The sequence below is a fragment of the Oscillatoria nigro-viridis PCC 7112 genome, assembly GCF_000317475.1.
Lineage (GTDB): Bacteria > Cyanobacteriota > Cyanobacteriia > Cyanobacteriales > Microcoleaceae > Microcoleus > Microcoleus nigroviridis.
This window is the reverse complement of record NC_019729.1, coordinates 5,412,945-5,431,700: the sequence shown is the minus strand read 5'-3', so window position 1 is coordinate 5,431,700 and position 18,756 is coordinate 5,412,945. Positions and strand designations below refer to the sequence as shown.

The following is an 18,756-nucleotide window of genomic DNA, read 5'->3' as shown; positions in this document are numbered from 1 at the left end:
GGAAAGTGGCAACTGCAAATGATGATTTCTGTTGTGATACCCACCTACAACCGCGAGCAACCTCTGCGAGAGACATTGGCTGATGCGATTCGGCAAAATTACCCGAATTTTGAAGTGCTGGTAATCGATCAAACTCGCACCCACGAATCGGAAACTCAAGTTTATTTAGAGGAATTGGCAAATGCTGGCAAAATTCGCTGGTTTAGAGTAGATTGGGCGAGTTTGCCTGCTGCTCGAAATTATGCAGTGCGGCGCGCAGTTGGAGAGATTATTTTATTTATTGATGATGATGTACAATTGCCAGATGGTTTTTTGGCGGCTCACGCGGGCAATTATTTAGAAAAACCAGATGTGGGATGTGTGGCGGGCAGGATTTTTGACAGAATGAAACTGGATTTTTCTGGAGGCGATTTGGCGATCGAATATTTGCCAAGAGAAGCTATGGATGCCGCGATTGCCTGGTATTTTATCGATTTGGTGCATACAGTCAAACCGCAGCAGGTGCTCTCGGCTAGAGGCTGCAATATGTCATTTCGCCGGCAGGTTTTTGCCGAGTGCGGGCTGAGGTTTGACGAGCGGTTTGCAGGGAGTGCGGTGCGGGAGGAGTCGGATTTTTGTTTGAGATTGCGATCGACTGGCATGAAAATTTGGTACGATCCCAATGCGTGTTTAGTTCACTTGGGGGAAGAGAGCGGCGGCTGTCACGATGTCAGCACGCGATCGATCGAATATCAAGTCACCTTTTATCACAACCATTTCCTCATGGGATTGAAAAATTTAACAGCCTTTCAATGCCTGCGATTTTTCGCCAAACTCTTTGACTGCCACGTTTTGGGAAATCCACCTTGTTATAAAAGCGCCTCACCCATTAAAATTATAACTAGATTTGCTTTTTATATCCTGGGTTTTCTCAGTGCTATAAATACAGTAATTCAATCTCTGTGGAATGATGGACAAAGTTACAGCCATCAAGACAAGATCGACGCTCAATAATGACCTATTCCCCATTCGCCCTTCCCAATCAATGAGAATTCTCGTGGCCAGTCACACCTATATTGTGGACATTAATCGGGAAAAATTTAAAATATTAGCCAACCTAGAACCCGATATTGAAGTAACAGTTGTAGTGCCGCAGCGTTGGAAACCCGGAGGGGTACAAAATAAAATTATAGAAACGCAATTCTATCAAAAAGGCTCATTTAAAGTAGTTCCAGTCTCCAATTTTAGTCAAAACAATCAAGGATTGCTAACATTTGGGACGGATTTAATTGATGTTTTGCAGAAAATTAAACCGCAGATAATTCAAGTCGAACAAGGTTCAAAATCTATAGCTTGCGCTCAGTCAATATTACTAAATAAACTGCTAAAACTGCAAGCAAAAAATATATTATTTACGTGGTGGAATTTGCCTTATCAATTGAATTGGCCGGTTTCTGTCTTAGAAAATTACAATCTTCAGCACACTGACGGAATTATTGCAGGCAACCTAGATGGAGCTAAAATTTTGCGGCAGCGGGGCTATCACGGTGCGGTAAAAGTAATGCCACAACTCGGAGTAGATGAAACTTTGTTTCGCCGCACTGGTAAAGACGCTGATTTATCGCGCAGGTTTGGCATTGAACCGACGGATTTTGTGGTAGGATTTGTAGGGAGATTTGTTGAAGAAAAAGGATTGTTAACTTTAGCTGAAGCCTTGGCAGGGTTGAAAAAGAACTCTTGGAAGTGGCTGTTAGTAGGACAAGGAAAATTGCGGGCGCACCTCGCCGAAAAATGTAGAGAATGGGGAATCAGCGACCGAATAATCTGGGTAGAAAGCGTTTCCCACGAAGAAATTCCCCCCTACATTAACTTAATGAACTGTTTGGTGTTGCCCTCGCAAACCAGCTATAAATTCAAAACTTTGACCGCGGTGGGCTGGAAAGAACAATTCGGTCACGTTTTAATTGAAGCGATGGCCTGTCACATTCCGGTTATTGGTTCCGACTGCGGGGAAATTCCCCACGTCATCGGCGATGCGGGGTTATTATTCCCAGAAGGAAATGCAGGGGTTTTGCGAGAGTGTTTGCAGAAATTGATGGAGCGGCGGGAGTTGGGGGCAGATTTGGGCGATCGGGGTTATCAGAGAGCGATGAGTAATTATACCAATAAAGCTTTAGCTGAGCAGTTGTTGGAATTTTACAACGAATTGTTGTAACTTTTAGTAGTATAATGCAAGTGTTAAATAAAACCTGTGGTAAATGTCTATTCCTTCCGACATACGCTCTTTGGTAGACGAACTCTACCAGGTACTACATGATACCGAAAGCCAAGCAACGCAAGGACTTTTTGCACTTAGAAGATCGATGTCTCTTTTTCCAGAAAATGAAATACTGATGCAGTATTTTTCTTCCATCACCAATTTTGAATTCTGCGTATCCGGTGTTCGCTTACAAGCAGAGCACATTGTGGCCAATATATTGCTGGATGGTGTGCCCGATGAAGATGTTCAAAAAGCAGCAGATTATTTAGCAACCTTGCTACATATGGCGCCAGAATCTAGAACTCTGATAGACAAAGTAGTTGAGAGATTAGAAGTATTGCCATGAAACAATTACCAGATGAAAGCCTACTGCTGGAAATCCTTGAAATTGTGAAAGCTGCGGAAGCAAAAGCCAGTGAAATGTATGAATTTTCCAAGACAATGGCTCACAACACCCAAATTACAGCAACAAAGAGAGAGGAAGCTGAACAGCTAGACGGGCAAACTTTTCCAGATAATTAAATTTGTAACGGGAGATGTTGGTATGTGGATTTAAATAACTATCCCTGATGCGGATTCTCCAAATTATACCCTCAATTTCCCTAGTCTACGGCGGGCCAAGTCAAATGGTACTCGGACTTTCTGCGGCCCTCGCTTTCCGAGGTATTGATGTGACAATTATCACCACAGATTCTAACGGAGATATCGGTCAACATCCCTTAGATGTCCCTCTAAATCAACCACTACAACAAAACGGCTATCAAATTATTTATTTCCGCTGTTATCCGTTTCGGAGATATAAGTTTTCACTCTCGTTATTGCAGTGGTTAAATGAAAATGCGCGAGAATTTGACCTGGCTCACATTCACGCTCTTTTTTCGCCAGTAACTACCTTCGCGGCTACAATTGCAAGATATCATCATTTGCCATATATTATCCGTCCCTGCGGTATGCTCGATCCGGCTGATTTGCAGAAAAAAAAGCGCTTGAAACAGATTTATGCCACGCTTTTAGAACGCCCTAATTTAGCAGGGGCAGCCGCAATTCATTTCACAAGTAAAGAAGAGGCTAAAATCTCAGAAAGATTTGGTTTGGGCAGCACAGGCAAGATGCCCGTGCCACGGGATTTGGTGATTCCATTGGGGGTAAAAGCAGGTTTGTTTCCTAAGAGATTGCGAGAATCTCAAGTGCCAATCATCTTATTTATGTCGCGAATTGAACCTAAAAAAGGGCTTGATTTGTTAATTCCAGCATTAGAAAGTATTTTAGGATCGGGGATAGAGTTTCACTTTATTTTAGCTGGTTCAAATCCCCAAGATGCTGATTATGAAACACAAATTAAATTACAAATTCAGAATTCAAGCTTAGCAAAATACACAACAATAACTGGCTTTGTGAGCGGTGATTTAAAAGTTGAACTGTTGACAAAAGCAGACTTATTTGTATTGCCTTCTTATTACGAAAATTTTGGCATTGCTGTAGCAGAGGCAATGGCTGCGGGTGTACCTGTCGCCATTTCCGATCGCATACATATTGCCGAAGACATACAGCAAGCAGAAGCTGGTTGGGTGGGGCCTTTGGAAGTAGGGGCGATCGCCAATTCAATCAAATCAGCACTTCTGAATCCCGAAGAACGCCAACGGCGGGGATTGAACGGCCAAGAGTATGCGAGAAAGTATTATAACTGGGAGGCGATCGCCCAGCAAACCATCGATGCTTACCAGCAGATTTTGTCATCTCTTAACTAATGCAACAGTCGTTTACCTTTTACTTCTTCTCCTGCTGCGAGTTCTTGTACTGCTGCTATCAGAATTTGCAGGCGAGATTTTTTCAACGCTGCTACTTTAGCTGCAATACTTGTCAACAAAACTCTGCAATCCTGCCTGATATCCTGCGCCTACAGCCTGAAACCTCCACTCTCCATTCTTTCTATACAAACGACCAAACTCTACAGCAGTCTCTCGCGAAAAATTTTCTTTTAATTCATACCGAACCAGTTCGCTTTTTGTATCCAAATCGCTAATTTTGATAAAAGCATTTTTGATATTGCTAAAATTCGCATTAATTTTATCTGCTTCGTGAATAGTCACCACAAAAGTTATTTCCTCAATTTCAGGATTAACTCTTTGTAAGATAATGCCGTAAATAGTCTTATTTTCTTGATTTGGGTTGTTTTTTTCAGGAATCGTTTGCAGTACCGAACTGTCAAAGGATTGCAGATTATTGTAAAATATAAAATATTGATCGTTAGGTATTTTGCCGTCAGCACCTAGCATAAACGCAGAGACATCAATCTCGTAGCTTTGTCCTGCCTCTGTCACCTGCCAACCGAGGGCGATCGCCATTTTTTTTATACCAGGCGCTTCTTGAGATATATTAAATCTTTCACCCTTACTTAATTGCATTGCCATCTGCTTATTTGTTAAAAATTAAACTTTAATGTTCATATTAATATTAAGTGGCACAATAAATTTTCTTCTTTAAGAAAACTTAATATTTGGCTTATAATAGCGAGCTTGACTAAAAATATGTGCTGCAGCTCTCCGAATTTATTGAGATTTGCTTAAAAACAATTACGTAAGCAAAAACCGGGCTTTCTACAAAACCCGGTTTCTACAATTAAACTTAATTTGACTCTACTTTTGAGCATTTTCCGAACTAGGCGGCAGCGTCACAAAATTACCAAAAGCTCCAACCGTTTGATAGCTTTTTTTGCCCAGTTCAGTTGTATAAATACTGACCACGCCTAAATTTTGACGCTGCGTTGTATTGTCGAGCAAGCTTTCGATCGTGTTCCGCTGCGAAGTCAGCAAATTCTTGCAACTGCCGATCAAAGTATCTGTAATGCCGCTCAAAGCTTTCGGAACGCGAGAATCTTTGCACACAGTGCTTTCCAACTCGGTTTGGAGCACGCCGGAAGCATAAGTTAGGTATTTGTCTCTCCCAGGATTGGTAAATGCCATGCCGGCGGCCAGAAGAGTCATCGCGATCGCGACTTTTCCCACATTGCCGAAAAAATTAGAAGTTGGCTTGTTAGTATTCATTGCGTTATCAATATTCATTTTTTTTAGCCCCGTTGATTTATAAGCTTCTCTTGATTTAAACTACACCTCCTCAGAAACTGATTTCCGAAAGGAGGGGACAGTTTTTAGATTGGAGGCCAGTTGCGAGTAAGTCTCTCACTGGTTTACCTTCCTGTTACGTTTCCCCCTCCCTCAAATCCGGTAAATCTTCAACAAAATATTTAACTGGTTCCCAGGCACAGCCTGGAAACGAGGAATTTAAACTTATTAGTTTCGCTTTGATTTTTGCCGATCGATCTCCCGCTGCAACTCTTCAATTTGACGGCGCAAAGCCTCCGTCTCGCTGTTAGGCGTTTGCGACTTCACATCAACCGCACCCTCAGCTACAGCCCGCTTGTAGTTCCCCAACTTAATTTGGCGGTATTCCTCGGAACTTGCCCAGTCTCGCAAATACCGCAGGCGTTCCACCGGGAAAGGGTGACTCAGCATCACGCCCTGGCCGCCGTTGTAAAGTAAAAACTTATACACTTGGTTGAGATTGTCTCGATCGAGATCTTGATAGTTGTCAGACTGGCGGATAAATTCTTGCAAACTGCATTGGTCAGCATATTTACTGCTAACTCCCGCAAGTTTCATCATCGTCTTCATCACACTGTTCAAGTCATCCGTCACCAACAAAGCCGCCCGGTCTGCCGATAATTCAGCCTTGCGCCGCCACTCGTAAAAAGCGTAAATTAAACCGCTGCCGACCATATTTCCCAGCCCGAAAGTCATCTCGCCAATTGTCGAGGCAACGCTCACTGCCCACGTCGCCATTTGATTTAAAATTGGATGACCGCATTTAATGTGTCCCAACTCGTGAGCCAAGACTACCCTAATTTCCGCCTCGTCCAACAAGTCTAAAAGACCAGTGTTTAATACTACATAAGGCTGGTTTTTACCCAGGGCATAGCTGTTAACTGAGGGGTTTTGAGAAACAAACAAACCCGGTTCGGGAAAAACATCTAAATCCTGCAAGCACTCCCGAAATATATGATAAATACTCGCATATTGCCTCGGCCCGACTTGAATGCTATTTCCCATTAGGTAAACGAATTGGGGTCGTTCGTAGACAAATTCTACAAATTTGCTGGCAATTAAGTCAAATCCAGGCACGCTTCGCAGCGCTTCCTCAGCTTGGCGGTCGAGGGGATGCTGAAATGCTTCGCTAGAAATTCCAGTATAAGTAGGCATACTTGTTGCAAAAGTTACATTTAAGATATCAGTAATGCCATCGCTGCTGGTGCTAGCTGGCGACTGACTTATTAATCTTATCGCGACAAATCATTGAACTATTGTGGAACAGGCCGGAAAGCCTGTTCAAATCTGGAACTATTGTGGAACAGGCCGGAAAGCCTGTTCAAATTAACGTTAAAATAGTGGTTCTGCTACAGGCGCGATCGACAAACATCTTTCACAGTGCCTGTGTATCGCCTCACCCAAAAATTGGAACTTGCAAAAATGGCTATCCTGCGACTCGAAAACGGTACCACCTACACTCAACAAAGCGACATTGCGCGAGAACTCGCTTCCTTAAACATTCAACTCAACCGCTGGCCCGTGGGTGACAGCGCGGAAATTCAAAATTTGTTAGCTAAAGATGCTCTTGACGACAATCAAAAAGAGCAAGTGCTGCAAGCCCTCGACGGCTACTTTCAACAACTCAAGGAAACCGCAGGCTATCAATCGCGAGACTTAATCGTACTGCACCCAGACATTCCCAACCTCGACACCATGCTGTCCAAATTCAACAAGTGCCACATCCACGCCGATGATGAAGTCCGCTATATCGTAGCAGGCGAGGGGATTTTCGGCTTCGTGCGGCCCGACGGCAGCCAAGTCGAACTCACAGTGCAGCCGGAAGAATTTATCAACGTGCCGGCCAATACAGAACACTGGTTTTATTTGACAGCAGCCCGGAAAATTAAAGCGGTGCGCTATTTTACCACCACAGAAGGCTGGACGCCGGAGTATACCGATACGGAAATTCGATCGGGATTAGCCATCGTTTAAATATGCCAGCTAAAGATAAGTTTCACGAACTCGTCAAAACAGCCCTCCAAAATCAGGGTTGGATAATTACTCACGATCCTTATCATATCGATCTGGGATTTGTGGATTTTTATATCGATCTGGGTGCAGAACAGTTATTAGCAGCGACAAAGGATAATGAAAAAATTGCGGTTGAAATCAAAACGTTTTTGGCACCATCGACGATTTCAGAATTTCATACCGCAGTGGGACAATTTATTAACTATCGGATTGCATTAGAATATGACGATCCAGAGAGAACTCTTTACCTGGCAGTTCCCTTAGATATTTACACGAGATTTTTCACATACTCATTTATTCAAATGGTGATTGAACGCAATCAAATTCCGCTTTTAGTTTATGATACCGAAAAAGAGGAGATTTCTCAATGGATAAAGTAAGTTTGTATCGTCAATATATTCAGGAGTTGCTAACTGAACGAGCCCAGCGACGAGCGCCTAGCGATCCAGTTTCCAGCGAGACGATTTTCGATCTGGTAAAGGATCGCTATCAACTTGTAAATGTGGGTTGGAAAAACGGTAGCACTCGGATTTATGGCTGTGTGATTCATGTAGATATTAAAGATGGGAAAATTTGGGTGCAGCATGACGGGACTGAAGAGGCGATCGCCGATCAATTAATAGCACGAGGTGTTCCATCTCAGGAAATTGTGCTAGCCTATCATGCACCTCATGTCCGACAATACACCGAATTTGCAGTTGGTTGATCCCGCATCAAATTTTGTGGTTTGAAGATCGCAAAATACTCAAAGCAACCGCCTCCGCCACCTTAATCCCATCAATACCCGCCGACAGGATTCCACCCGCATATCCCGCACCTTCCCCAGCAGGATAAAGACCTTCTGTATTCAAACTCTGATAATCTTCCTTGCGTTTAATCCGAATTGGTGAAGAAGTGCGCGTTTCCACCCCAGTCAAAACCGCATCATCCATCGCAAATCCTTTAATCTGTTTGTCAAAAGCCGGAAGTGCTTCGCGGATAGCTGCGATCGCATAATCTGGCAAACTTTCGCTCAGATCGGTCATCACAACTCCCGGCGTATAAGACGGCTGCACACTGCCTAGCGCCGTGGAAGGGCGATTCGCCAAAAAATCACCCACAAGCTGCCCAGGGGCGTTGTAAGTGCCACCTCCTAACTCAAATGCCCGTTCTTCTAGGCGACGTTGAAACTCAATTCCCGCTAAGGGATGACCCGGATAATCCTCCGGCGTGATACCCACCACAATCCCGCTGTTAGCGTTGCGTTCATTGCGAGAATATTGACTCATCCCATTAGTGACAAGTCGCCCCGGTTCTGACGCAGCCGCCACTACCAAACCACCGGGACACATACAGAAACTGTACACAGAACGACCGTTTTGGCAATGGTGAACCAGTTTGTAATCGGCGGCGCCCAAAAGCTTATGGCCCGCCCGATCGCCAAAACGACAGCGATCGATGATAGTTTGGGGATGTTCGACCCGAAAACCAATAGAAAATGGTTTTGCTTCGATGTAAACCCCGCGCGCAAACAACATTTCAAAAGTATCGCGGGCGCTGTGTCCCACCGCCAGAACTATATAATTACTAGCAATATATTCTCCACTGGCTAGGGTAAGTCCCTGCACTTTTCCATTTTCGATGTGGATATCTTCTACACGAGTTTGAAACCGAATTTCTCCGCCTAATGATTCTATTTGGGCGCGAAGACTTTGAACAATTCCCACCAGTTTGAACGTGCCAATATGCGGTTTATTAATATATAGAATTTCCGGGGAAGCTCCCGCATTCACAAGTTCCGTCAGCACCTTCCGCCCATAATGCTGAGGATCTTTAACTTGGCTGTACAGTTTGCCATCGGAAAAAGTACCCGCACCACCTTCGCCAAACTGGGCGTTAGATTCTGGGTTGAATTCTGCTTTTTTCTTCCAAAATCCAAAGGTATCAACCGTGCGATCGCGCACTGCTTTTCCGCGTTCTAAAAGGATGGGGCGAAACCCCATTTGTGCCAGCATCAGACCCGCAAACATACCGCACGGCCCTGTACCAATCACAATGGGGCGAACCGTCAAATTGCTGGGGGCTTGCGCTACATAGCGATAACTCGTGTCTGGTGTCACCATGACATGAGGATCTTTTTTGAAGCGTTGGAGAAGTTGCTTTTCCTGTGTCGTCTCTACGTCCACAATATAGACAAGGAGGATTTCTGCTTTTTTACGAGCATCGTAGCTGCGCTTGAAGATGGAATAGCCGAGCAATTCTTCCGGGGGAATTTGCAGCTTTTTGAGAATGGCGCTGGCGATCGCATCTTGAGGATGATCTAGGGGGAGTTTTATTTCGGTTATTCGTAACATATGGTGGAAGGAAGTTCGGCAACAGATTGGGTAACGGATTTAACTGAGATGTTGCACCATTCTCGCTTAACAGGCAAGATGCCTGTTCCACACCAACTCAATTTTATTCAATAACAGGCAAGATGCCTGTTCCACACCAACTCAATTTTATTCAATAACAGGCAAGATGCCTGTTCCACACCAACTCAATTTTAGTGTGGAACGGGCCGGAGAGCCCGTTTCTAAACAGATTTAAATTGTAGATTGCAGAAGCGTTATAATAAACAAAAAATTAAGTTTTGTAAAGACCCTTGACTGCAACATTCACACCCAAAAACAGCCGCACCTGGCACGCTCTCAACCCCCTGTGGCAAGGAGCCGAAGACGCAGTACAGAAGGGTTTGCCCCACACCAAGCTCGCACCGGCGTGGCAAATACTGCTCCTGGGTGACGGTTCCCCCACCCGTCACCTGCGACTGCTGACAGGGGAACCCACAGAAGTAGATGTGATCGATATGTCTTTAGTGGGTGAAGACGCAGACGGCGCACCCCAGCAAATTGTCGCGGTTCCGGGGCCGCGCCTGCGCCGCCAAGTGTGGCTGCGGACTGCTTCGGGACAGCGCCTGGCCTATGCGACTTCTTGGTGGGAAGCGAGCCACGTAGATGAATATTTACAAAATAAATCTTTGCCAATTTGGGCCAGTTTAGCGCGGCTGCGGACGGAATTATATCGGGACGTGCAAGGCATTTATTTGGGTAATTCGGTGGCCTTGGAGTCAGCTTTTGAACAGTCGGGGCCTTTTTGGGGGCGACACTATTTGTTTTGGCATCACGGTAAGCCCTTGACTCTGATTTATGAGGTGTTTTCGCCTTATTTAACTAAGTATTTGGGGCCGATGCAATTGGATGTTGATTGAGACTGAGCTCTTGCGCCATTATCAATAGGATTTCTGGGCGGGCTGGCGTGCCCACCCCACAAGAAGAACATTTACCTATTGTGGAACAGGCATCTTGTGGCTTTCTGGGCGGGCTGGCGTGCCCACCCCACAAGAAGAACATTTACCTATTGTGGAACAGGCAAGATGCCTGTTCTTAAGAATACTTTCGACGAAATTTTACTCGCAAACCGTCGCGGGGATGCGGAGCCGGTAGTGCGATCAAATTCAAATCTCGATCCGGTAACAGCTCCCATTCAAACTCCCGAATAATCTTTGCCGCAAACAACTTCATTTCTAATCGGGCAAATTCTTTGCCCAAACATTCTCGCAAACCCCCGCCAAAGGGTACGTAACTGAAAGGTTTAGCCGATCGCTCCGAGCTAAATCGATCGGGATCGAATCGATCGGGTTCGGGATAAAGTTGACTGTCCTGATGGGTTTGATCGATCCCAGAAGCCACGTTCCAACCTTTAGGAATTTCATAGCCACCGAACTCACAAGGATTAATTACTGTCCGAAAAATACCTCTCACCGGTGGAATTAAACGCAGCACTTCTCGCAGCACCTGTTCTAAATAAGTCATTTGTTTGAGTTGTTCCAAGCTTAGCGGTTCAGTTGCGGGGAACTGCTGCTGTTCTGCCCGCACTTTTGCCATCACATCGGGATTTTGAGCTAGGAGAAGACAAAAAGAGACGATCGCCGAAGTTAAAGTTTCGTGTCCTGCAAACAGCAGCAACAGCACTTGATCTTTCAACTCCTCCAAACTCAAACTATTTCCCTCATCATCGCGAGCCCAAATCAGCAAACTCAAAGCATCATTGCCACTAGGGGTTCCTTGTTGGCGGTCGCGAATAATCTTTTCCAGTTCTGCCAACAGTAACTTCCGGCCATTTTTAGCTTTGCCAAACAGAGTAAAAGGCAAATCCCAAGGGATAGAAAATAAACCCTCTGCAAATGTTTCAAAGTAATGACCAAGCGCCGTTTCCGAACCATTATCAATCCCCACTAACAACTTACCCGCAACATCAAAAGTATAATTTCTCAGTTCGGGATACCAAGTCATGGTTTCCATTTTTGCCCATTTTTCCAAATAGCGCTGAGTGATATGTTCCATCGCGCCGATGTAGCCGGTCAAAGCTCGCGGCTGAAACGCTTGGTACAGCAACTTGCGCCGATTTTGGTGGTTAGCACCCGTTTGCAGCGCCAACGAAAGCGGCCCTAAAAGCGCTCTCGTACTGGGAGGCCAAGTCACAACAAAATATTGGTTGTCATTGCTTAAAACAAACAAATTAGCCTCTTGGCCACACATAAACACGGTAGGCTTTCCGAAAATGCTGGTTTTGAAAATGGGCCCGTACTGCTGGTGGCGTTTTTTGGCGAATTGGGAATCTTGCAAAAAGTTGAGGGTATCGCCAATTAGGGGTAAACCGAAACTACCGGGAGGTAATGCCATTTTAGATTTTAGATTTTAGATTTTAGATTTTTAATATTATATCAATTTTAGTTTTCTCGTGCATATTGTATATCAGACAAATTTCCTAACAAATAACTTTTCTTTGTTTGCTGCCTATCGTTGAGTTTGTCTTGAGGTTAGTACAAAAAAATCGGGATTTTCCAACTGACGTATCTTAATTTTTTTGCAAAACCAATCATTTAATTTTCTGTTCTTTTAATCGGAATTTCTATTATAAATTCAGTGCCTTTCCCCACCACCGAGAAACACTTGATTTCACCTTTATGTTTTTCGACAATAATTGAATGGGAAATCGCTAAACCCATCCCCGTCCCCGAACCGATCCGTTTTGTAGTATAGAAGGGGTCAAATATCCGCTGCTTGACTCGATCGGTGATACCTGCACCGTTATCAGCAATTCTAATCACAGCGAGAGTACCTTCTACCTCTGTACGAATGCGGATAATTCCCGGATTTTCGAGCGGTTCTTGTAACACGTCAATAGCGTTGGCGATAATATTCATAAACACCTGATTCAACAGTCCGGCGTAGCACTCCACCAGTGGCAATTGTCCGTATTCTTTAACGATTTGAATTGCTGGGCGATGGTACTCCGTACCAGCTACGCTATCCGGCTGAACTTTCAGACGGTGTTCTAAAATCATCAACGTGCTGTCGATGCCTTCGTGAATGTTAACCTTTTTCATGTCAGATTCATCGAGGCGAGAGAAATTCCGCAAACTCCGCACGATATCCCGGATGCGAGTGGCTCCCACCTGCATAGAAGACACCATTTTCGGCAAGTCGTCTAGCACAAAATCCAGCTCTAACACCTCTATTTCCTCCTGAATCGCTGGAGAAGGTTCCGGGTATTCATCTCGATACATTTGCACCAGTTTCATCAGGTTTGTGGTGTATTCTTCTGTGTAGGTAAGATTGCCGAAAATAAAGCTGACCGGGTTATTGATTTCGTGGGCGATTCCTGCTACCATCTGACCGAGACTAGACATTTTTTCGGCCTGCACGAGTTGAGTTTGAGCAAGCTTAAGTTCGCACAGAGTTACTTCGAGTTTTGCAGCTTGTTCTTGCGCTATCCGAGCTGAATCGACGCTTTTAGTGTAAAGTTCCGCTTGATTAATGGCGATCGCCAATTGGTTGCCCACTGCGACTAACAGTTCCACTTCTGCATCGCTCCAACACCGCACGCTGCTAGAATCGCTACAGCAAATTACCCCTATTTTACCAGCGGATGTTTGAAGGGGAATGTCCAGGAGAGAATTGAATCCTATATACCTGAAAAATTCCCGCTCTGCTGGATCGGTAAGAGTCCCACAATCATCAACTCGAATTATTTCCAAATTGGCAATCCGCTCGGCATGAGAACCAGTCACACCAGCAGGAACTAAACCCAAAAGCGAAGGCAAATCGGCATTTTTTGCTTCGTATTCCACGGCCCAAACAGGCGGCGAGGCGTCTGGCCAATACCAAATAAACTGACAGCGATCGAGTTGCAGCAAGTCGCGAATCTGCTGCACAGTTGTTGCCAAAATAGTATCTAAATCTAGAGATTCGCGGATATTGCTAGCTAGCTGGTTCAGCAGCGCTTCCTGCTCCGCTAACTTGCGGAATCGCGCTTCCGAAGCTTGCAATTTTCGTTGAGCTTCTTTTTGTTGTGTAACGTCCAAACCCAAACCGATTAAGCCGATCGCGCTGCCGTTGGCCTCTTTTACCTTAGCTTTAATCACCTCTAAATGGTGATTTTTACCGTCAGAAAACTGGATAATTTCATCAGCATAAAACGGAGTATCTTGACTCCATACTTGCACGTCAGACGCCATGCAGTTAGCAAATGCTTCCGCTCCAAAAATTTCTGAAGAGTGAGATGCTGCCAAAAATTTTTCTTCAGGAACGTTCACAGATTCGCAAAAAGTTTTGTTAACCAACAGCATCTTGCCTTTAGTGTCAGTCACCCACACCCAAATGGGAGCGTTGTCAATAATTGCCCTCAAAGTTTGCTTTTGTCTGGCGAGAGCTTCTTCTGTTTGTTTGCGCTTAATCCCCAGGGCGATCGTATCGGCACTTGACGCCAAAGCAATCAGTGTTGATTCATTCAACTCCTGGCGAGCAAACATCGCTATTACTCCCAGCAACTGATTGTCAACAATTAGCGGATATCCAGCAAAAGCCACCATTCCTTCACGCGCCGCCCATTCTTTGTCCTTGATTCGGGGATCTTCTTGCACAGAATTAGTGATGTGAGGTTGTCGCTCCAGGGCGATTAAACCAATCTTGAACTCGCCGACAGCAATGCGGCTGTGAGCGCCGTCAATGTGAGTATATATCCCCGCGCTTGCTTGCAGTTGCAATACATTTCCCTCTTCATTCAGCGTCCAAATCCGAGCAAAGGCAACATCCAAATGGCGCACAACTGCATCGGTGCAATATTGCAAAGTTGCAAGCAAAGTCTTGTTTTGAGTTAGAGAAATTCCCACATCGGCTGTGAATACAGAAAGTTTCAATTGTTCTGCTAAAGCTTGTTCTGCTATTTTGCGCTCTGTAATGTCCGTATCAGCACCGAGACGCTGCTTAATTTTTCCCTCCTCTGTTCTGCTAAATACAATATTCCGGCTGACTAACCAGTGCCAACAATTCTGTCGATCGCGTACCCGATATTCGTACTCAATAACTTCTCCGTCGGGAGCATTTTCTAATTGCTGAAAATATCCGGGAAATTTAGCTAAGTCGTCAGGGTGGATGATAGTGGGCAGTAGATTGCTGCCCATGTTTTCAACTTCTGCTCTCGTATAGCCGAGGGTGTTAGTGATTTCGCGGTTGCTGTAGACATTTCGCTGCTCGCTTTCATCGTAAACAAAGAGAAGATTCGGGCTGGTGTTGGCAATTCGCTCAACAAAATGCTGGCTATCTTGCAGCGCTGCTTCTGCTTGTTTTTGAGCGGTAATGTCGCGGCCGACACCATAGAGCAATTCTTCCTCGCAGAAACGGGTACCAGTCCAGGCTATCCACTTGTAAGAACCGTTGCGACAGCGCCAGCGGTTTTCAAACCCAACGGTATTATTCCCCGCAGCAAGACTTTCAGCTTCTTTTAAAGTAGTTTCGCGATCGTCTGGATGCACGAATTCAATGAAGACTTTGCCAATCATTTCTCCTGGGGGATAGCCGAGTATTTTTTCTCCTGCTGGGTTGATGCGTTTTACATAACCGTCAAAACTAAGGACGCACAGGAGATCTAGCGAGAGGCTAAAAAAGCGATCGCCCCCGTCGGGTTCGCTGGATGGGCGATCGTTCCCCGCTACGGCCCAAGAGGCGTTTGAGCGCGCCGATACCGCCAAAAAGACAATATTTGCTATTGCCAAAAATCCCAGGGCGAGTGAGCTATCGTAGAAATTATCAGCGCTGCCAGCGACGAGCCACCCGTTTAAGACAAGCAGTACAATTATCAAAATTGAGAATACACTGCCAGGGGCGATCGTCGCTAGGCGAATTTTTTTTTCATACTGCTTTCTAGATTCTGCTTTTTGTATTGTGGTGACTGCTGCCGTAATTTTTGTCCGCAACACTTGCAGGACTTTCAGCAATTTAGTGATTTTCGATTCTTCTAGTTGAACTGAATGTTTCATTCTTTTACTGTAGAGTTACTTTGAGTTGTGCTGATTCTAAAATTACAATAAAGATGTTTAAATATTGTAAATATTTCCTCGTTTGCGAGCTCTAGTATTAGATAATTGCGTAAATTTACGCAGCACGAGCCGATAATTAAGTGTATTTACGGAAGTAGCAACTAATCTCTTGTTAGCTGGGGTACGCATTTTCTAATTTTTCCGACTCATAGAGAGATTTTACTTATAATACTATGCGACATATTGTTGTTAGTCATTGGACATTTGGCCTAATTTAGCTATTCCTGGATGCAGAAATTCGCACTCCTGGGTGAAGAACCTAATTATTTAGGCGGCGCCTGAAGCTGCTTACCGCGTTAGAGTAGCGTGTTATACCCCACTTGTTGCGTCTAGAAATAACTGGGTTTGATGTAGGAAAATACTGCGCGTATCGCCCTGTCTGTGGGTTGAAAAACCAGGAATATTAGGAATGAGAATTAAATAAAATCCACTTTTCCTGTTTGTTGTGGGATGGGCGACCCGCCCGTCTATCGGGGACGGGCGGGACGCCCATCCCACAAGAAAAAATGGAAATTATTTAATTGACGATCCTTAGTCAAATTCAACCTGGTTGAATTTGACCATAAATTATGAATTTAAAATAGAGATCGACTGGTAATTTGTGAATATAAAATGAAAAAAATATTCGTAGCAGTTTTTCGTTGCCCGATATGTTCGCGCGTCAGCCCTAATTAGTACAGGACTTACGCACAGCCTCAATATAGAGTGTTTTGTAGGGGCAAACCCCCGTGGTTGCCCCCATAGCTGGGATGATTGCGTCAGTCCTATGGTAATTGGGAACTTGTACGATCGCGTAACCGAAGTATTGGTAACGGGCAATTGATAATTGATACGAGTTTAAAACACTAGATATCAATTTTGTTCTGATTCATCCGCAGGCGATGGGGGCCAAGGCGCCACAGCACGCAAAGCAGATTTGCGACCTAATTGCTGTTGCCGAATTCGCTCCAAATTCCCTGCTGGAATAGAAGCTATAAGTTGTCGCGTGTAAGCTTGCTGCGGTTGGCGGTAAATGCGCTCGGCAGTGCCAATTTCCTCGATTTTACCTTTGTTCATGACGATCGCGCGATCGCTCATAAACTTGACCACGCTCAAATCGTGAGAAATAAAAATATAAGTCAGTCCAAACTCTGTTTGCAACTCCTTCAGCAAATTTAAAACTTGCGCCTGCACCGACACATCTAATGCCGAAACCGACTCATCGCAAATAATAAACTTAGGATTCAAAGCCAAAGCTCTAGCAATACAAATTCGCTGCCGCTGTCCGCCCGAAAACTCGTGAGGGTAGCGCCGCATAAAATCGGGATTTAAACCCACTCTCTCCAACAAATAAGCCGCGCGATCGCGCTGTTCTTTCTGGTTCTTACCAAAGCGGTGAATCACCATCGGTTCCATCACCGCATCCCCAACACTTAGGCGCGGATCGAGAGAACTAAAAGGATCTTGAAAAATAATTTGCAGATCGCGCCGCAGCCAGCGCAATTTGCGATCGTACTCTTTTTGCATCCGATAATTAGCCATCCACTGCGATGCCGAACTACTTTTCGCAGGAGGCGTAATTTCTTGACCTTCAAAAAACACTTTACCGCTGGTCGCGGGAATTAATTGCAGCAAAGCCCTCGCCAAAGTTGATTTACCGCAGCCCGACTCGCCCACCAAACCCAAAGTCTCGCCCGGGTAAACCTCAAAAGAAATATCGTTTACCGCCATCAACAAGCGTTGAGTTTCGCCAAACATTCCCTGCACCGGAAAACCGACTCGCAAGTTATCAACAGCTAGCAAAGGCTCGGAAATATTCGGCAGCCGAGGCGGTTTTCCTGTTGCAAAAGCGGGATTTCCCCCGCTGTTGTCGCCGTCTAAATCGGCATTTTTCTCGACAATTACTAATTCGCCGCTAGCATTTGTGGTGACATCCATAAAATCGGAAACTGTCGGCAAGCGGCGCAGTTGCCGATCGAGAGTTGGGCGGCAAGCTAACAGACCTTTGGTGTAAGGATGTTGGGGATTGCTGAAAATTTGTTCGATCGCACCGCACTCAACAATTTTGCCCCGGTACATCACCGCCACCGTATCGCCAATTTCAGCAATCACGCCCAAATCGTGGGTAATAAAAATCATTGCCATGCCTCTAGAGTCCCGCAACTCCCGCAGCAAAGCTAAGATTGTTGCCTGCACGGTTACGTCCAAAGCCGTGGTGGGTTCATCAGCAATTAATAAAGTTGGATTGCAAGAAATGGCCATTGCAATCATCACGCGCTGGATTTGACCGCCGGAGAGTTCGTGGGGATAGCGATCGAGCATAGCTTGTTTTTGGCCGTTGACGAGCTGCATCAAATCGCGATCGTCCTCCCTAACTGCTTGATTCCCCGCAGCAGTCCGGGAGTGCTCTTGCCGCAAAGCCAAACACCGCTGCCTGAGCTCATCGTCGCCCGGTAGCAGCTTCACTTCTTGCAGCAGAGAAGCAGCTTGGCGCCGCGCTTCTGTCTGCGACACCTGTTGGTGCAAACAAATGGCTTCTGTGAGTTGAAATCCGATCGTATAAACGGGATTTAGCGAACTCATCGGCTCTTGAAAAATCGTCGCAATCTGGCTGCCCCGGTATGTTTGTTTTTCCCTGTCCGGCATTTCCAGCAGATTCACAGCCCCATTGCTAGCGCCGTCTTTTGTCGGAGAAAACCAAATTTCCCCATCGATTTTTGAGGAACTCGACAGCAAACCCATAACAGCCAGGGATGTTACCGATTTTCCCGATCCCGACTCTCCCACGATGCCCAGAGTTTGCCCTCGCTTGACCTCAAAGAAAATGCCGTCAACCGCTTTGACGGTTGCAGACGCATCGCCTGCGTCCGCAGATTGAAATTGAACCCGCAGGTTGCGAACTTCTAGGACGGTTTCACTCATGGAGGTCTATGGCAGTTAAATGGAGATTAAGTGGATTGTAGCAGGGCTTGTTGAAGGCAGAAGGCACGGGGAAAGTTTTAAGATTGCTTTGTTCCTCGCGA

Annotated in this window: 17 protein-coding genes; 9 read left to right on the top strand and 8 right to left on the bottom strand. The window is 45.3% G+C overall.

The features are described from left to right. Positions 1-18 precede the first annotated feature (18 nt). The 5 genes from hpsN to hpsP are packed head-to-tail and all read left to right on the top strand — an operon-like array spanning position 19 to position 3,987. A complete protein-coding gene (gene hpsN, locus OSC7112_RS22540) occupies positions 19-993 on the top strand; it encodes a hormogonium polysaccharide biosynthesis glycosyltransferase HpsN (protein ID WP_015178068.1) in 975 nt (324 codons plus the stop codon). 31 nt (positions 994-1,024) lie between these two features. Continuing rightward, positions 1,025-2,194, top strand: coding sequence for a hormogonium polysaccharide biosynthesis glycosyltransferase HpsO (gene hpsO, locus OSC7112_RS22535; RefSeq protein WP_041622686.1), 1,170 nt, complete (start codon positions 1,025-1,027; stop codon positions 2,192-2,194). 43 nt (positions 2,195-2,237) lie between these two features. After that, positions 2,238-2,585 (top strand): hypothetical protein, encoded by a 348-nt coding sequence (locus OSC7112_RS22530; RefSeq protein ID WP_015178066.1) that lies wholly within the window; start codon positions 2,238-2,240, stop codon positions 2,583-2,585. Then, positions 2,582-2,761 (top strand): hypothetical protein, encoded by a 180-nt coding sequence (locus tag OSC7112_RS22525; protein WP_015178065.1) that lies wholly within the window; start codon positions 2,582-2,584, stop codon positions 2,759-2,761. Before OSC7112_RS22530 ends, OSC7112_RS22525 begins: the two co-directional genes overlap by 4 nt. 47 nt (positions 2,762-2,808) lie before the next feature. Further along, on the top strand, positions 2,809-3,987 hold the full coding sequence (gene hpsP, locus OSC7112_RS22520) for a hormogonium polysaccharide biosynthesis glycosyltransferase HpsP (RefSeq protein WP_015178064.1): 1,179 nt from the start codon (positions 2,809-2,811) through the stop codon (positions 3,985-3,987). On the opposite strand, the gene OSC7112_RS41905 is transcribed toward hpsP, so the two are convergent. The 4 genes from OSC7112_RS41905 to OSC7112_RS22505 all read right to left on the bottom strand — a co-directional run bounded on the left by OSC7112_RS41905 (position 3,984) and on the right by OSC7112_RS22505 (position 6,495). Beyond that, the gene (locus OSC7112_RS41905) at positions 3,984-4,106 is read right to left on the bottom strand and encodes a hypothetical protein (RefSeq protein ID WP_263053546.1); all 123 of its coding nucleotides are present in this window, start codon (positions 4,104-4,106) and stop codon (positions 3,984-3,986) included. The two genes, hpsP and OSC7112_RS41905, sit on opposite strands and share 4 nt — an antisense overlap. Next, positions 4,084-4,644, bottom strand: a complete 561-nt coding sequence (locus OSC7112_RS22515; protein ID WP_317623914.1) for a TerD family protein — start codon at positions 4,642-4,644, stop codon at positions 4,084-4,086. The genes OSC7112_RS41905 and OSC7112_RS22515 overlap by 23 nt, the downstream gene beginning before the upstream one ends. A 231-nt stretch (positions 4,645-4,875) precedes the next feature. Further along, positions 4,876-5,301 (bottom strand): DUF4359 domain-containing protein, encoded by a 426-nt coding sequence (locus OSC7112_RS22510; protein ID WP_015178062.1) that lies wholly within the window; start codon positions 5,299-5,301, stop codon positions 4,876-4,878. Positions 5,302-5,529: 228 nt separating this feature from the next. Then, a complete protein-coding gene (locus tag OSC7112_RS22505) occupies positions 5,530-6,495 on the bottom strand; it encodes a M48 family metallopeptidase (RefSeq protein WP_015178061.1) in 966 nt (321 codons plus the stop codon). Positions 6,496-6,762: 267 nt separating this feature from the next. Here OSC7112_RS22505 and OSC7112_RS22500 point away from each other — a divergent pair, with 267 nt between their 5' ends. Genes OSC7112_RS22500 through OSC7112_RS22490 form a run of 3 tightly spaced genes read left to right on the top strand, consistent with a single transcriptional unit; the run spans position 6,763 to position 8,059 of the window. Beyond that, positions 6,763-7,314, top strand: a complete 552-nt coding sequence (locus OSC7112_RS22500; protein WP_015178060.1) for a 1,2-dihydroxy-3-keto-5-methylthiopentene dioxygenase — start codon at positions 6,763-6,765, stop codon at positions 7,312-7,314. Positions 7,315-7,316: 2 nt separating this feature from the next. After that, positions 7,317-7,733 (top strand): XisH family protein, encoded by a 417-nt coding sequence (locus tag OSC7112_RS22495; RefSeq protein WP_015178059.1) that lies wholly within the window; start codon positions 7,317-7,319, stop codon positions 7,731-7,733. Continuing rightward, the gene (locus OSC7112_RS22490; protein ID WP_015178058.1) at positions 7,721-8,059 is read left to right on the top strand and encodes a XisI protein; all 339 of its coding nucleotides are present in this window, start codon (positions 7,721-7,723) and stop codon (positions 8,057-8,059) included. Before OSC7112_RS22495 ends, OSC7112_RS22490 begins: the two co-directional genes overlap by 13 nt. A 7-nt stretch (positions 8,060-8,066) precedes the next feature. Here OSC7112_RS22490 and OSC7112_RS22485 read toward each other — a convergent pair whose 3' ends face one another. Continuing rightward, positions 8,067-9,686: an NAD(P)/FAD-dependent oxidoreductase gene (locus OSC7112_RS22485; RefSeq protein WP_015178057.1), complete on the bottom strand. Its 1,620-nt coding sequence runs from the start codon at positions 9,684-9,686 to the stop codon at positions 8,067-8,069. A gap of 290 nt (positions 9,687-9,976) precedes the next feature. Here OSC7112_RS22485 and OSC7112_RS22480 point away from each other — a divergent pair, with 290 nt between their 5' ends. After that, on the top strand, positions 9,977-10,582 hold the full coding sequence (locus OSC7112_RS22480) for a chorismate lyase (RefSeq protein WP_015178056.1): 606 nt from the start codon (positions 9,977-9,979) through the stop codon (positions 10,580-10,582). 175 nt (positions 10,583-10,757) lie between these two features. Here the strand turns inward: OSC7112_RS22480 and OSC7112_RS22475 are convergent, their stop codons facing one another. The 3 genes from OSC7112_RS22475 to OSC7112_RS22465 form a co-directional block, all read right to left on the bottom strand. Continuing rightward, positions 10,758-12,056 (bottom strand): cytochrome P450, encoded by a 1,299-nt coding sequence (locus OSC7112_RS22475; protein ID WP_015178055.1) that lies wholly within the window; start codon positions 12,054-12,056, stop codon positions 10,758-10,760. A gap of 200 nt (positions 12,057-12,256) precedes the next feature. Then, complete coding sequence (locus tag OSC7112_RS22470) at positions 12,257-15,694, bottom strand: PAS domain S-box protein (protein ID WP_015178054.1); 3,438 nt, start codon at positions 15,692-15,694, stop codon at positions 12,257-12,259. Between the two features lie 912 nt (positions 15,695-16,606). Then, on the bottom strand, positions 16,607-18,655 hold the full coding sequence (locus OSC7112_RS22465; RefSeq protein WP_015178053.1) for an ABC transporter ATP-binding protein: 2,049 nt from the start codon (positions 18,653-18,655) through the stop codon (positions 16,607-16,609). Between the last annotated feature and the right edge of the window lie 101 nt (positions 18,656-18,756).

Excerpts from the sequence above, each read along its gene's own strand:
- OSC7112_RS22495 (WP_015178059.1), top strand. The coding sequence starts at position 7,317 with ATGCCAGCTAAAGATAAGTTTCACGAACTCGTCAAAACAGCCCTCCAA.
- OSC7112_RS22530 (WP_015178066.1), top strand. The coding sequence starts at position 2,238 with ATGTCTATTCCTTCCGACATACGCTCTTTGGTAGACGAACTCTACCAG.
- hpsO (WP_041622686.1), top strand. The coding sequence starts at position 1,025 with ATGAGAATTCTCGTGGCCAGTCACACCTATATTGTGGACATTAATCGG.
- OSC7112_RS22470 (WP_015178054.1), bottom strand. The coding sequence starts at position 15,694 with ATGAAACATTCAGTTCAACTAGAAGAATCGAAAATCACTAAATTGCTG.
- OSC7112_RS22465 (WP_015178053.1), bottom strand. The coding sequence starts at position 18,655 with ATGAGTGAAACCGTCCTAGAAGTTCGCAACCTGCGGGTTCAATTTCAA.
- OSC7112_RS22485 (WP_015178057.1), bottom strand. The coding sequence starts at position 9,686 with ATGTTACGAATAACCGAAATAAAACTCCCCCTAGATCATCCTCAAGAT.
- OSC7112_RS22510 (WP_015178062.1), bottom strand. The coding sequence starts at position 5,301 with ATGAATATTGATAACGCAATGAATACTAACAAGCCAACTTCTAATTTT.
- OSC7112_RS22515 (WP_317623914.1), bottom strand. The coding sequence starts at position 4,644 with ATGCAATTAAGTAAGGGTGAAAGATTTAATATATCTCAAGAAGCGCCT.
- OSC7112_RS22475 (WP_015178055.1), bottom strand. The coding sequence starts at position 12,056 with ATGGCATTACCTCCCGGTAGTTTCGGTTTACCCCTAATTGGCGATACC.
- hpsN (WP_015178068.1), top strand. The coding sequence starts at position 19 with ATGATGATTTCTGTTGTGATACCCACCTACAACCGCGAGCAACCTCTG.
- OSC7112_RS22525 (WP_015178065.1), top strand. The coding sequence starts at position 2,582 with ATGAAACAATTACCAGATGAAAGCCTACTGCTGGAAATCCTTGAAATT.
- OSC7112_RS22490 (WP_015178058.1), top strand. The coding sequence starts at position 7,721 with ATGGATAAAGTAAGTTTGTATCGTCAATATATTCAGGAGTTGCTAACT.
- hpsP (WP_015178064.1), top strand. The coding sequence starts at position 2,809 with ATGCGGATTCTCCAAATTATACCCTCAATTTCCCTAGTCTACGGCGGG.
- OSC7112_RS22500 (WP_015178060.1), top strand. The coding sequence starts at position 6,763 with ATGGCTATCCTGCGACTCGAAAACGGTACCACCTACACTCAACAAAGC.
- OSC7112_RS22505 (WP_015178061.1), bottom strand. The coding sequence starts at position 6,495 with ATGCCTACTTATACTGGAATTTCTAGCGAAGCATTTCAGCATCCCCTC.